Origin of the sequence: Scandinavium hiltneri, assembly GCF_024764835.1 — a bacterium.
In the GTDB taxonomy this organism is placed as follows: Bacteria; Pseudomonadota; Gammaproteobacteria; order Enterobacterales; family Enterobacteriaceae; genus Scandinavium; species Scandinavium hiltneri.
Genome location: NZ_JALIGE010000074.1, coordinates 201,974 through 215,816, shown reverse-complemented (window position 1 = coordinate 215,816; position 13,843 = coordinate 201,974). Strand labels below are relative to the sequence as shown.

The following is a 13,843-nucleotide window of genomic DNA, read 5'->3' as shown; positions in this document are numbered from 1 at the left end:
CGCGTTTCCCCTCACCCCTTTGGGGCGAGGGGAAGGGAAAGGTTTACAGCGACTGCTCCCGTGTCTCATGCGTCAGCACCAGCGCAATCAGCGTCAGGGCTGCCATTGACGCCAGGTAATAACCCACGTACGCCAGACCGTAAGTCCCGGTCAACCACGCAGCGATGTAAGGCGCTACGGACGCACCCAGAATCGACGACACGTTATACGAGAACGATGCCCCGGTGTAACGTACTTCGGTCGGGAACAGCTCTGGCAGCAGCGCACCCATTGGGCCGAAGGTCAGACCCATCAGACTCAGGCCGAGCAGCAAATACGCCATAATCAGCATCGGGTTGCCCGAGCCCAGCAGCGGCTGGAACACGAACAGGCCAAACAGGATAATCAGCGTCGTAATGGTGATCATACTTTTGCGACGACCAAAGCGGTCAGCCAGCAGACCTGCAATCGGTACCATCACGCCAAAACCAATCACCGCCATCATCAGCATCCACAGCACTTCGTTGCGTGGCAGGCCCAGACCGTGCGGCACCGCAGCGGTGCTGTAGGTCATCGAATAAACGGTCATGATGTAGAACAGGGTATACGTCGCGAGCATGATAAAGGTGCCGAGTACGGTCACACGCAAATGCTTGCTGAGCAGGGTGCCCATCGGCACTTTCACTTGTTTCTTCGCCGCCGCCACTTTGGCGAACACCGGCGTTTCGTGCAGGGAAACACGCACGTACAGACCGATAATTACCAGCACCGCAGAGAAGATAAATGGCACGCGCCAGCCCCAGCTCATGAACTGTTCATCGGTCAGCAGCCAGGAAAGCAGCAGGAATGTGCCGTTGGCAAAGAAGAAGCCAATCGGTGCGCCGAGCTGTGGGAATGAGCCATACAACGCACGCTTTTTCGGTGGCGCGTTTTCTGTCGCCAACAACGCCGCACCGCCCCATTCACCGCCCAGACCGAGACCCTGACCAAAACGCGCCAGCGCCAGCAGCACCGGAGCCAGAATACCAATGGTGTCGTAGCTCGGCAGTAAACCGATAACCACGGTAGAAATCCCCATCGTCAGCAGTGACGCAACCAGCGTCACTTTACGACCGACGCGGTCGCCAAAGTGGCCGAACAGCGCCGAGCCAATCGGACGGGCCACAAACGCGATGGCGAATGTCGCAAGGGATTGCAGCGTCGCAGCGGCTGGATCGCCCTGCGGGAAGAAAATATGGGGAAAGACAATAACCGCCGCGGTGGCGTAAATGTAAAAGTCGAAGAACTCAATGGCGGTGCCAATGAGGGATGCGACGACCACTTTATTCCGCGAGTTGACCGGGGTGATGTCCTGCTGAGTATCGAGTGTTGTGGCAGCTGATTGCATAATCTTTTCTTATTTTTAGGCGAACGAACGGCCATATTACGCACAGCAAAAGCGACATTTCAATGTGTAACAAGGTGAGCGGAAGGGTGAAAAACAGGCAAAAAGCGGATAATTTTCGGACCAGCGAAATCACTTCTATGAAATGCTTCACACAATTCGATAATAAGTGAATATCACTGCTTTCTGGTTAAATAAAAGTTACCAACTGGATTTATCGACTAAAAATGGAAATCGGGCTGATATTTCAGCCCGATAACCGCATCAGTGGTGGGATTTTCCCGGCATCCGCCGGTCGTCTTTGTATTCGGCGGTGGCAATCCACGCGGCGCAGAACAGCGTCAGGCGGGCGAAGAAATAGAAAAATGCCATGATCCCGAGTACCGAGCCAAATGCCGCGCCAGACGGGGATTTCACCAGTGCGGGCAGCGTCCAGGTCATGATGATTTTAATCACCTCAAAGCCGATGGCCGCAATAAAGGTGCCGCGAACCAGCGCTTTTCGGCGCGGGCGGTGGCGCGGGAGCCGCCAGAAAATCCAGAAGAACAACAGGTAGTTGGCGAGAATAGAAATCGCGAGGCCGATAATGCGCCACGCTGGTTTCAGCCACTCAACCGAATCCAGATACAGTGCGGAGATGATCATCTGCTGCGCGGCCCCGGCGACGGAGGTAATCGACAGCGTGACAATCAGCGCCACCAACAGGCCAATCAGCGACACAAAATCGCGGAAGTACTTAATCCAAATTTTCTCCTGGTCCTGCGGCGAGCGTTCCCACACGTCGCGCGACTGGGCACGAATGGCCTCGCGCAAATTACCCATCCAGTTAATCCCGGAGTACAGCGCCACCAGAAGGCCGACAATTCCGACGGTGGTTCGCTGCTGAACCGCAGTGCTGATGGTGTTTTTCAGCGTGGCGGCGAGGGTTGGGTCGCTGACATTGACCAGAATTTTATCGAAAATATCCTGCAGCAGCGTCGGATGCGAGGCGAGAATAAACCCGCCAGCGGCAAACGACACCATCAGAATCGGGATCATCGACAGGAACGAGAAGTAGGTAATGGCTGCGCCGAACTGATTGCCCAGGCGATCGTTAAAGCGCTCGGCGGCGCGGATCAAGTGGGCGATAAACGGCTGGCGCTGTACTTTCTTAGCGGTGCCGGTGGCTTTATTCAGCGCACCGCTGGCCCGCTGTTTAATGCCCGAAGCGGAAAGATCATCGGTTTCCATTTTCCTGACGGGATCGTATTCCAGATCCTGAGTAGGGCGTTTTGCGTCGTTATCCGGCGTCATCAGGTATTTATTCCTTTCTTTTAAAACCTGAGTGAAATTATAGCCGATGAGGTGTCGATAATTAACGAAACCTCATGACTATCAGTCCACGTAGCTTTTCAACACGTCCGTTAACCACTCCATAAACAGATGTACGCGGCGGGAAAGGTTGCGGCGATGCGGGTAAATCAGCGATACCGGCATCGGTTCGGCGCGGTAGTGCGGCAGGATCTCGACCAGTTTTCCGCTGCGCAGGGCATCTTTCACGCCGATGCGCGGCACCTGAATAATTCCCAGCCCGGCGAGGCAGGCCGCGTGATAGGTTTCAGTGCTGTTGACCGTCAAAACACCGCCGGTTTTCAGCCAGCGAATTTGATTGTCGGTGTTGAGCTCAAAGCCCTGCGGGCGTACTCCGAGGCTGGTGGCGTAATGCACCATCGCATGGCCCGCGAGATCGTCGAGGGTTTCCGGATAGCCAAAACGCTCCAGATAATTCGGGCTGGCGCAGTTAATCACGGTCAGTTTGCCGATCGGCCGCGCCACTAATCCGGAATCTTTCAGCGTGCCGACGCGCACCACACAGTCGAATCCTTCCCGAATCACATCCACCAGGCGATCGCTGCTGCTGAGCTCCAGTTCAATACCGGGATACTGCTGCAGAAATGCGGGCAGTTTTGGGATGACTAAATTTCGAGCAACACCCACCGGCATGTCCACCCGTAAACGTCCGCTGATGCTGGTCGGGTCATGCTGGAACATGCCGTCGAGTTCATCGAGGTTGCTGAGTAAATCTTTTGCGCGTTCGTAATAGACCATCCCGTCCTGCGTAAGCTGCACCCGGCGGGTGGTGCGGTGCAAAAGGCGAACGCCCAGCAGGTTTTCCAGCGCCTGAATTTGGCGCGATACACTACCCTTTGGAAGGCCGAGCGTGTCAGCCGCGCGTGAAAAACTCTCCAGTTCTGCGACGCGAATGAACAGCTGCATTGCGTGAATTTTATCCATAGGTAGCGGCCTTTGTTGTTGTCAGTGAAACAATGAAACGTAATTTCGTATCTTTATTGATTATACACAACCCAATAAGCTCTATCTCACTGTTCTCCTGTCTGAAATGAGGTTGGTTATGACACAACGTATCGCTTTGATCACTGGCGCAAGCCGTGGGCTGGGAAAAAACGCGGCGCTGAAGCTGGCGGCGAAAGGAATTGATATTCTGCTGACTTACAACAGCAATCAGCAGGAAGCACAAAAAGTTGTCGCGGAAATTGAAGCATTTGGTGTGAAAGCCGCAGCATTACAGCTGAACGTCGCCGAAGTCTCCGGTTTCGAGAGTTTTGCCCACCAGGTACAGCAGCAGCTGCAAAAGACCTGGCAGCGTGACACCTTTGATTATTTAGTGAACAACGCCGGAATCGGTTTGTACGGTGCGTTTGCCGAGACCAGCGAGGCGGTGTTTGACGAGCTAATGAACATCCACTTTAAAGGCCCGTTCTTTCTGACTCAGCAGCTTCTGCCGTTGATTCAGGATGGTGGCCGGATCCTGAACGTGTCGTCTGGACTGGCGCGTTTCGCGCTGCCGGGCTTCGCGGCCTACGCCTCGATGAAAGGCGCGATGGAAGTGCTGACGCGCTACCAGGCGAAAGAGTTGGGCGCACGCGGGATTTCGGTCAATATTATTGCGCCGGGTGCGATTGAAACCGACTTCGGCGGCGGGCGCGTGCGTGATAACGCGGAAATGAATCAGTACGTTGCGTCCCAGACGGCGCTCGGCCGGGCGGGTCTGCCGGATGATATCGGTGGCGCGATTGCTGCACTGCTCAGTGATGAGCTGGGCTGGATGAACGCGCAGCGCATTGAAGTTTCAGGTGGAATGTTTTTGTAATTTTTAGCTTCACTCCGGCTCCCGGCTCCCGGCTCCCGGCTCCCGGCTCCCGCCACCAGAAGCCAACATGGAGGCCGGGAGCCGGACCAAACCCCCACGCTTTGAGAATATGCTCACCTGGACCCCGCATAGCTTCGACAAAGAAAGCCCCAAAGTCAGTTCGCTGGGCATCGCCAGTTTTATCATCGTATTTATTCCGGGGGTTTTTGCCGTTTTATAGCGCGATTAACAGACAAGGTGATGACGTAACCTATGTTCTAACTGTTTAAAACTAAAAATAAAACCCTGCAATCGGCAAGGGGAATCATTGCCTTGTGAGAAGGAAAACGGATGCATACTGCATCGCATTATTCCGGTGACCAGTTTGAGCACTGTCTGAGCGTGATCCGCCAGGCGGCGAGCGAGATCCTCTCGCTGCTGAATGTCCACGGCGCTGAGGCGAAAGACCCACGCCGGTTTCTTGAGCAGCTCGAGCAGGCCCGGCTGAATCTGGGCGGCTGGGCGAACGTGGCGCGGCGGCTTAATCTCAATGATGCGCAGATTAGCGATTTCACATTGCAGCTGCGTCACCTGCAACAGGTGGTCCCGGTCTATGAACGCGGGCAGGCGGTAACGGACAACCAGCTGATTGCGGCGTTGCGTTTTGTCGCCGCGCTGGAATTTGTGCGTCAGCAGCAGCCGCGTCTCAAATTTGATTCTTTACCCGGCGAGGAGGGTGATGCGCATCAGGAACAGGCCCAGCGACAGCTACGCGCCCTGACGCTGACGCTCAACGCGCTGATTAGCCAGGCCTTTCCCGATGCAACACGCCTGAATGATTCACTCAAGCTGCAGTTTGGCGCCGACAGCGTCCGTCGGTGGCTGGCGAACAGTGACGCCGGGGATATTCTGTCCGGCATGTTGTTCAGCGATGTAGCCCTGCTGATCGTTGATAAAAAAGCGTTTGCCCGTCATTACTCGGCGCTATTTAACTCCGCGTCGGCGCTGACGTTTCTGGCTGAGCAGCGCGTCACGCTGCATGCGTTTCTGGAAGGTTGTCGGGTGATGCGTAACGCCGTCCTTGCGCATCGTCCGCTGACGACGACCGAAATGGTGCTGCTTGAAAACTATCAACGACAGATTGCCAGCCCGGTGCAGCGCGCGTTTGAACAAGGCCGCACCCGGGTCAATCCGGCGTCCTTTATGGTGGTGGACAGCAACGAGTTGCATCATTTCTGGGAAAATGCCCGCAGCAAAGACCGGGCACTGGGCGGTGATGTTTCGGCGGTTCGTGAGAATATCGAGCCGCCGAAAAAACAGCCGGTACGCAGCCCAGAAGACCGGGACCAGGTGATTTCGACGGTGCTGTGGTGCGCCGTCGGCGTGGCGATGCTGGTGATGGCGTTCGCCGCGCTGTGGATGTTTAACAACGTGGCGCCTGCGCAATCGGCAGCGCAGGCGAGTGAAGCGTTAGTGGATGCGCCGGAGCGTGAAATCCCGTCACCGCGTGAGAAGCTCGCGAATATGGGGATAAGCTGGGATATCAACAGCCTGCGTGCAGCGATCGATCGTAACGATAGTCAGGTGACGATGCTGTTTTTACAGGGGGGAATGACCTGGCAACTGGCGTGGACCGAACAGGCTCAGTCGTTCCGCTACGATGATGTGCTGGAACTGCTGCTGCGCTATCGGCTGCAAATGGATGAACCAAAGCCGTGTCGTCGGTTTATCAGCTCCCTCAGCCACGCGATATCCAACGGTGAGTCGTTAACGTCGGTACGCAAAGCCTATTTACAGGCGTTCTGCACCACGCCTGCAGTGGTTGAACGCCAGCGTTACACCGTTTCGCAGGCTAAGCTGCGCGCGGATGCCACGCCGGATGGACAAAATAAAAAATGGCTAACTATTCAGTCAGCCATTTACAGTGCCATTCGATAACGGCGTTATGGTTCGCCGTACAGGCCCATCAGGCGGCGTGCCACGCCGTTGCTCCAGCCGAAGCCATCCTGTAACGGATATTCCCCGCCGCCCCCTTCACGGGGCGTTCCGGTGGCGATGTGATATTTCTCAATCACCTTCTGATGGTGCTGATAAAAGTGGTTCACGGTCTTCAGCCAGCTGCGGGCGATTTCATTGCCCAGCGCGTCGTTGCCATACAGCTTGAAGCCCTGAATTGCCATCCACTGCAGCGGGGCCCAGCCGTTGGGAAAATCCCACTGCTCGCCGCTGTCGTATTCGGTGGTGAGGATCCCGCCGGGAGTCAGCAGCCGCGTGCGCACCGCGCTGTCGAGTTTATCTGCCTGTTCATGCGTCGCCATGCCGACGTACAGCGGCACCACGCTGGCGGCAGAAAACAGCGCCAGTTCTCCGCGACGCCAGTCATAATCACGATAGCAGCCCTGTTCGTCATCCCACAAATAGCGCGTCACCGCCGCCCGACGTTCGCTGGCTTTATGACGGAATTCAGCTTCAGTTTCCCGATCGCCTTTCGCACCGGAAATATTGGCGATGGTGCTTTCCAGTTTGAACAGAAAGGCGTTCAAATCGATGGGAATAAACTGCGTGGTGCGAATACTCGCCAGACGGGTGGTATCCCGCAGCCAGCGCGACGAATAGTCCCAACCGGACTCTGCCCCGGCGCGTAAATCGCGATAGACCTCATTCGGCGGTCGGCCAGAATGACGCGCGGTTTCCACATCTTCCAGCCACGATTCATCGCGCGGCGTATCACGGTCATCCCAGTAGCGGTTGAGCAGCGAGCCGTCCGGCATACGCACCACGTGTCGCCACGCCTGATTCGGCAGCAGGTTTCCAGAACCATCCATCCAGAAGCTGTATTCCATTTTCAGATGGTCGAGATAGCGTTTCGCGCCGCGCACGCCGTCTTCTTCAAACAACTCCACCATCAGGGCGAACACCGGCGGCTGCGAGCGGCTGAGATAATAGGTGCGGTTGCCGTTTGGGATGTGGCCGTAGCGCTCAATCATCCATGCGAAGTTATCGGCCATGCATTTGAGCAAATCCCCGCGGCCACTTTCCACCAGGCCGAGCATAGTGAAATAGGAATCCCAGTAATAGGTCTCAGTGAAGCGTCCACCGGGCACGATATACGCCTGCGGCAGCGCCAGCAGGGAAGACCAGGGGATGTGATCCTGCGGCTCGCGCGTCAGCACGGGCCACAGGGAATCGATATGTTCTTTTAGCGATTTGTTGGGGTCGGAAACGTAGTCATCGCTGTGGTCTTCCGGCAGCCAGAAATGCTCCGCAACGAACGTTCGCAGATTAAAACCTGGCTGACGTTTCTGCTGACGAAAGCGGATCAGAATATCCAGCGGGTCCATTCTCGGTGCGCAGTCGGGGAAGGTTTTGCTATCGGCAAAAATGCGTGCCGACTGGACGCGCTCAAACAGCTCCATATAGCGGTCTGCTGGGGTCAGCGCATCGGACGCGGGCATCCCCTCAATCATCTCCGGTTCGGGCTCAACCTCGAACATTTCATCCAGTTTTAATTCGCACGGATCCGTGAGATAGGAAGGTTCAGACTCGATGGCCTGAGCTTCGTCGGTGTCCGGGTTGCGTAATTTCTGGTTGAGCATAGGGTAAAACCTCCGGATAGCGTCAAAACAAGGAGCCGGAAAAAAATCAGGCACTCTATTAAGCGTAGTCATTCGCTTCGATGTCGGGGTGCAAAAGCGTGCGCGTGGTCACGTATACATGTTTTTTTCTGGCCGTAATTTCATGCTAATTGGCTGTTTTAACGCAAAAAACCATGAAAACGAGGCGAATGGCTGATTTATCACTTTCAGAGCTTTCACTTTGCAACCAATTATGAATATCGTTATGGTTCTGCCCTCCATCGATTTGTACGCATTATGCACTTTATTAAACGGGAAGGTCCGTGTTGAAAGGGTTAATACTCCCTGGCCTGATAGCATCTGCGTTGCTGACAGGCTGCGCCGGGACGCTATCGCAAATGAATATGCCTTCCAGTGAAGTAAAGCAGGTGGCGCAAAACGGACGGGTGCTTTCCGTCAATGAGCTGGTCACCGAATATATGCAAAGCAAACAGGTGTCGGGCATGGTGGTGGCCGTCATTCAGCATAATGGCCCGCCGACGTTTTATTGTTATGGCATTACCGATGCCAAAAACCATTACCCGATAACGCCGGATACCCTGTTTGCCCTCGGTTCCCTGAGCAAAGGCATCACCGCCGAAGTGGTGACGTTGATGGTGAACGAAGGGCGTCTGCACTGGGATGACACCTTATCCACGTTGCTGCCGCCGGGAACGCCGCTTAGCAAAGATGCGCAAAAAATCACCCTCTTACAGCTGGTGACGCACACCTCGGGCCTGCCGCGTCAGCCGATGAATCTGCTGTCGCTGGAGCATCTGGTGAGTTATCTGCGCGACGGCGAGAATTTCTATCAGGATTTGGACAGCGATGGCGTACTGAATTACCTCAGCACTTTCCGTGCACCGCTCACGCATGAGCCGCGCTATTCGAATATTGGTTACGCCATCCTCGGCTATGTCCTGAAATACAAAACTGGCGAGTCGATTGAAACGCTTGCCGGGCAGAAGATATTCCTGCCGCTGGGCATGAAAAGCTCGAGCTTTGATCCGGAAAGCTTGCGTTCCTTCCCTCAGCGCGCGCTGGGCCATGCGGGCGATCAGCCCAAATTTATCGCGCGTGGCGCATTAACGCCGGACTGGCAGTTCAGCAATAATATGGTCGGTGCGGCGAGTCTATATAGTGATGCGCGGGATTTGATTGAATATACCCGAGCGCATTTCTCGCCGACGCAGAACGCCGCGCTGAATAAAGCCTTTACGGACGTCAGCGTTGATTATTTCCCGCGTGAAAAAGAAGCGGCCAATATTGCCTGGATAACAGATACCTACGGTCAGCAGAAAATTACTTATCAGGTGGGATATATCGGCGGTTATTCCAGCTATATCGGTTTCGATAAAGAAAACCAGAATGCGGTGGTGGTGTTACAGAATAGTTTTAACTGGAGTAATTATATTGGGCACGCACTGTTGAAGCATATCGCACCCGAATAATTCACTTTACCATTTTTGGTCGCGAGCATCCTGGCGGCCGTCGCGGCGGTTTTCACGCTTATCCTGGCGGCAAGATGCGTTGCTCTTGTCGTCTGCTCTGACGCAATCTCGCTTTTCCTGACGGCCTTCCGTACGTGACTCCTGGCGAGTGTAGCGGGCTTCCTGACGCTTCTCGCTATGGTATGTCGCGTGAGCGGGAAGAGAGAGAGCGGGCAACAGTATTGCCGCAGTAACCACAGAGAATATGAACTTTTTCATCACTCAAACCTTATAAAAATACGCTGTTCTGGACAGACACGTATTGTTACGTAATTCAATTTATGGACACGGTACAAATCGTGCGGACTGAAAAAGAAGATTATCTAATATTAAATTAAGGGAAGGGTATTGAGATAATAACCCCCCCGCCAGCGGCGGAGGGTTTATGGATTAACGCATGGTAACGAATTCTTCTGCCGCCGTTGGGTGAATCGCGACGGTATTGTCGAAGTCTTTTTTGGTCGCACCCATTTTCAGTGCCACCGCAAAGCCTTGCAGGATTTCGTCCATACCAAAACCGATGCCGTGAATACCGACGATTTTCTCTTCCGGGCCGGCGCACACCAGCTTCATACGGCATGGCTGACGGTGAGACGTTACCGCGGTATACATCGCGGTAAAGGAGGATTTATACACCTTCACCGCGTCTGCGCCGTACTGCTCAACCGCCTGCGGTTCGGAAAGACCCACGGTGCCAATCGGCGGATGGCTGAATACCACCGTTGGAATGTTGCTGTAATCCAGATGCTCGTCCGGTTTGTTGTTGAACAGGCGCTCTGAAAGACGACGACCTGCGGCCACCGCAACCGGCGTCAGTTCCACTGCACCGGTGTTATCGCCAACCGCGTAAATCCCCGGCACGCTGGTGTTCTGGAATTTATCGACAACGATATAGCCTTTGTCGTTAGTTTTCACACCGGTCGCCGCGAGATTGACGTTATCCGTCTCTGGCTCACGGCCAATCGCCCAAATCAGGGCATCAACGGTCTGGCTTGGGCCATCTTCCAGTTCAAGCGTCAGGCTGCCATCGGCGTTTTTAACCACCGCTTTCGGCACCGCGTGGGTGTGCAGCGTTGGGCCTTCGGCCGCCATCACTTCAACCAGCGTCTCGATGATCATCGGATCAAAGCTGCGAAGCGGCGCATGTCTACGCACGAACAGATGCGTTTCGGCACCCAGTCCGTTGATAACGCCCGCCAGTTCAACCGCAATATAACCCGCACCCACGACGGCGACGCGTTTTGGCAGCGCTGGCAGCGCGAAGAAACCGTCGGAATCGATGCCGAACTCCACGCCTGGAATAGACGGGTGGCTCGGACGGCCGCCGGTGGCAATCAGAATGTGGTCAGCGGTCAGGGTTTCGCCGTTCACTTCGATAGTTTTTTCATCGATGAAGCGAGCAAAGCCTTTGATGACATCCACGTTATTTTTGCCCAGCACGGTGTCGTACGAGGTATGGATACGATCAATGTAAGCGCTGCGGCTGGACACCAGTTTGTTCCAGTCGAAGTGGTTGATAGTGGTATCGAAACCGTAATCCGGGCCGTACATGTGGATGGCTTCGCGGATTTGCGCTGCATGCCACATCACTTTCTTCGGTACACAACCGACGTTAACGCAGGTGCCGCCGAGCTCTTTGGCTTCAATCAGCGCACATTTCTGGCCGTACATTGCCGCGCGGTTGATGGAGGCGATGCCGCCGCTGCCGCCGCCGATGGCGATGTAGTCATAATGCTTAGTCATAGCTTCTTCCTTAATCGTTGATTGCCGCGATTGTATACCTGGAATCCATAGGTTCCACCGATGATTGTGATTACTCCGGCACTATCCAACTGACGGTGGCGTGACCGGTGCCAGCCGGAACCAGCTTTTTGTGCAGCCATGGCAGAACGTTTTTCATCTGCTGCTCGAGCTTCCATGGCGGGTTGATAACAATCATGCCCGATGCGGTCATGCCGCGCTGATCGCTGTCCGGACGTACCGCCAGCTCGATTTGCAGAATGCGACGAATGCCGGTGGCTTCGAGTTCTTTAATCATGCGTTTGATTTGCGTGCGCAGAACCACCGGGTACCACAGCGCGTAAGTACCGGTGGCGAAACGCTTGTAGCCTTCGTTGATGCCGGTCACCACCGCCTGATAATCGGTTTTGATTTCATACGGTGGATCAATCAGTACCAGACCACGACGCGAGGCCGGTGGCAGCTTGGATTTAAGCTGCTGGTAGCCGTCGGATTTCTCCACGCGGGCGCGGTCATCTTTCTGGAATTCGGAACGCAGCAGCGGGAAATCGCTCGGGTGTAGTTCGGTCAGGTTCAGGCTGTCCTGCTCGCGCAGTAACTGGCGTGCAATCAGCGGGGAACCTGGGTAGTAGCGTAGCTGGCCGCTACGGTTGAAGTGCTGTACTACGCTGATGTAAGGCTCAAGTTCTGCCGGTAAATCGTCCTGCTGCCAGATGCGGGCGATGCCTTCCAGATACTCACCGGTGCGCTCCGCATGTTCGCCGCTCAGTTGGTAACGACCGGCGCCTGCGTGGGTGTCGAGATAGAGAAATGGTTTTTCTTTCTCTTTCAGCGATTCAATGATCAGGCTCTGAACGGTGTGTTTGAGGACGTCGGCATGGTTGCCAGCGTGAAAGCTGTGGCGATAACTGAGCATGGATACGGGAGTTCCGAAATAATAAACGATGCCGACAGTTTACCGCAGATTGCCGTGGATTACCGCTGATGCTGAGCGCGACGGTGATTCCCGCTGTCATAAATGTGTCAAACGGATGCGCTAGCGTCGGATTCGGCAAGGTAATTCATTGAATCCAGGATAAAAAAATGACTAAAAATTATTCGTTTCTCGCAGCCGCGCTGCTGTTAGCGCTTCCCGCACTGGCCAAAGACGCGACGGTGAACACGGCGGCACAGTTGGCGGCGACCGTCACGCCAGCGGCCAACAGTCAGGCGTTTGATGCGCTGGAAGGCCAGTCGCTAACGGCGCTACGTCATGTGCTGCAAAACGGCGAACCAACGCTCAAACGTGATGAGCTGGAAAAAGCGAAGCAGTCGTCCACTCAGGCGGATACCGCGTGGCTCAAGGCCAGCGGTTATGATTTCCAGACCAAAGCCCGTCAGCAGGCGGGCATTGCGCTGCTTTCCGCGTTCAGCTCGCTGCCCGCCGACACACTAGCGGCAAACCTGAAAACGGTGACTGATATCAACCGCGATGCGCCAGCGGCCACGCGTCAGCAGGCGCTGGCCGATGCCGAGGGCATCAGCTATCTCTATTTCCTCAGCGATGCGCTGGGGCCGCGTCTGGGCAAGGCGTTTATCACCGCCTATGACAAAGGTGAACTGAACAAGGCGGCGGCGCTGATTAAAGCCAGTGAGGTCAGTACCGGCGCGGCGAAAAAACACTTCAACTACGCGCGACCGTTCCTGGTGCAGGGCAACACCATTCACCTCGTGCCCGACGATACGGTAGTGAAAGACAATCAGCTTTACACCGCAGACGGCGGCTCGTTCCCGAGCGGGCATACCAATACCGGCGTGACCGACGCGCTGCTGATGGCGCAGATGATCCCCGAACGCTACGACGCGCTGGTGACGCGCGGCGCACGCTACGGATACTCCCGCATTGTGCTTGGCGTACATTACCCGCTGGACGTGATGGGCTCACGAATGGTGGCGCAAAGCAACGTGGCGCATGACCTCAACGATCCGAAATACCGGGCGTTGTTCAATGAAGCCCGCGACCAGATGCGCGTGGCGCTTTCAAAAGCGTGCGGCACGACGCTGGCGGAATGCGCCAAAACCGATGGAAAAGACGACCCGTATCGCGACCCGGCGATGCAGGCGTTTTATCGCTTCACCCTGAGCTACAATTTGCCGCAGCAGAAAGGGGAGTCAGCTGCGCTGACGGTGCCGCAGGGCGCGGAGGTGCTGCTGGAAAGCGCGTTGCCGAACGTGTCGGCGCAACAACGCCGCGCGCTGATGGTGAAAACCGCGCTGCCCGCCGGGTATCCGCTTTCCGGCACTACGCCGGATCAGCAATTCTGGCAGCGTCTGGACCTGCCTGCCGCGTATGCTGCCGGACAGCATTTGCGGTAAGAGTTTGCCGGGTGGTGGCGCGTTGCGCCTTACCCGGTCTACAAAAACTGAAAGCCTGCTGCCATTGAAATCCTCTACACTTACCCCCATTCTACGAAGATATGTGCCGCGCCGGACGTGCGCCTTATTCACTCTTTTCAACAGGACAGCG

At 55.6% G+C, this 13,843-nt stretch carries 11 protein-coding genes; 4 read left to right on the top strand and 7 right to left on the bottom strand.

Annotated features, from left to right (window positions below; translation table 11 throughout):
* Positions 1 to 43: 43 nt before the first annotated feature.
* The 3 genes from MUU47_RS14005 to MUU47_RS13995 all read right to left on the bottom strand — a co-directional run bounded on the left by MUU47_RS14005 (position 44) and on the right by MUU47_RS13995 (position 3,637).
* Complete coding sequence (locus MUU47_RS14005; RefSeq protein WP_258988776.1) at positions 44 to 1,366, bottom strand: MFS transporter; 1,323 nt, start codon at positions 1,364 to 1,366, stop codon at positions 44 to 46.
* Positions 1,367 to 1,627: 261 nt separating this feature from the next.
* On the bottom strand, positions 1,628 to 2,593 hold the full coding sequence (gene yhjD / locus MUU47_RS14000) for an inner membrane protein YhjD (protein ID WP_374684513.1): 966 nt from the start codon (positions 2,591 to 2,593) through the stop codon (positions 1,628 to 1,630).
* Positions 2,594 to 2,737: 144 nt separating this feature from the next.
* The gene (locus MUU47_RS13995; protein WP_159769325.1) at positions 2,738 to 3,637 is read right to left on the bottom strand and encodes a LysR family transcriptional regulator; all 900 of its coding nucleotides are present in this window, start codon (positions 3,635 to 3,637) and stop codon (positions 2,738 to 2,740) included.
* A 118-nt stretch (positions 3,638 to 3,755) separates the two neighbouring features.
* Here MUU47_RS13995 and MUU47_RS13990 point away from each other — a divergent pair, with 118 nt between their 5' ends.
* Both MUU47_RS13990 and MUU47_RS13985 read left to right on the top strand, forming a co-directional pair.
* Entirely contained in the window at positions 3,756 to 4,514 is a 759-nt protein-coding gene (locus MUU47_RS13990; protein ID WP_258988774.1) for an SDR family NAD(P)-dependent oxidoreductase, read from the top strand.
* 330 nt (positions 4,515 to 4,844) lie between these two features.
* Positions 4,845 to 6,431, top strand: a complete 1,587-nt coding sequence (locus MUU47_RS13985) for an STY4199 family HEPN domain-containing protein (RefSeq protein WP_258988773.1) — start codon at positions 4,845 to 4,847, stop codon at positions 6,429 to 6,431.
* A gap of 5 nt (positions 6,432 to 6,436) precedes the next feature.
* Here the strand turns inward: MUU47_RS13985 and MUU47_RS13980 are convergent, their stop codons facing one another.
* The gene (locus MUU47_RS13980) at positions 6,437 to 8,089 is read right to left on the bottom strand and encodes an alpha,alpha-trehalase (protein ID WP_258988772.1); all 1,653 of its coding nucleotides are present in this window, start codon (positions 8,087 to 8,089) and stop codon (positions 6,437 to 6,439) included.
* Positions 8,090 to 8,466: 377 nt separating this feature from the next.
* On the opposite strand from MUU47_RS13980, the gene MUU47_RS13975 reads away from it, so the two are divergent.
* Complete coding sequence (locus MUU47_RS13975) at positions 8,467 to 9,558, top strand: serine hydrolase domain-containing protein (protein ID WP_258988771.1); 1,092 nt, start codon at positions 8,467 to 8,469, stop codon at positions 9,556 to 9,558.
* A gap of 6 nt (positions 9,559 to 9,564) precedes the next feature.
* Here the strand turns inward: MUU47_RS13975 and MUU47_RS13970 are convergent, their stop codons facing one another.
* From MUU47_RS13970 to MUU47_RS13960, 3 genes are all read right to left on the bottom strand, one after another.
* Entirely contained in the window at positions 9,565 to 9,816 is a 252-nt protein-coding gene (locus tag MUU47_RS13970) for a hypothetical protein (protein WP_258988770.1), read from the bottom strand.
* A gap of 171 nt (positions 9,817 to 9,987) precedes the next feature.
* Positions 9,988 to 11,340, bottom strand: a complete 1,353-nt coding sequence (gene gorA / locus MUU47_RS13965) for a glutathione-disulfide reductase (RefSeq protein ID WP_258988769.1) — start codon at positions 11,338 to 11,340, stop codon at positions 9,988 to 9,990.
* Positions 11,341 to 11,410: 70 nt separating this feature from the next.
* A complete protein-coding gene (locus tag MUU47_RS13960) occupies positions 11,411 to 12,253 on the bottom strand; it encodes a 23S rRNA (adenine(2030)-N(6))-methyltransferase RlmJ (RefSeq protein ID WP_159757356.1) in 843 nt (280 codons plus the stop codon).
* A gap of 167 nt (positions 12,254 to 12,420) precedes the next feature.
* On the opposite strand from MUU47_RS13960, the gene MUU47_RS13955 reads away from it, so the two are divergent.
* Positions 12,421 to 13,692: an acid phosphatase gene (locus MUU47_RS13955; protein WP_258988768.1), complete on the top strand. Its 1,272-nt coding sequence runs from the start codon at positions 12,421 to 12,423 to the stop codon at positions 13,690 to 13,692.
* The last annotated feature ends 151 nt before the right edge of the window (positions 13,693 to 13,843 follow it).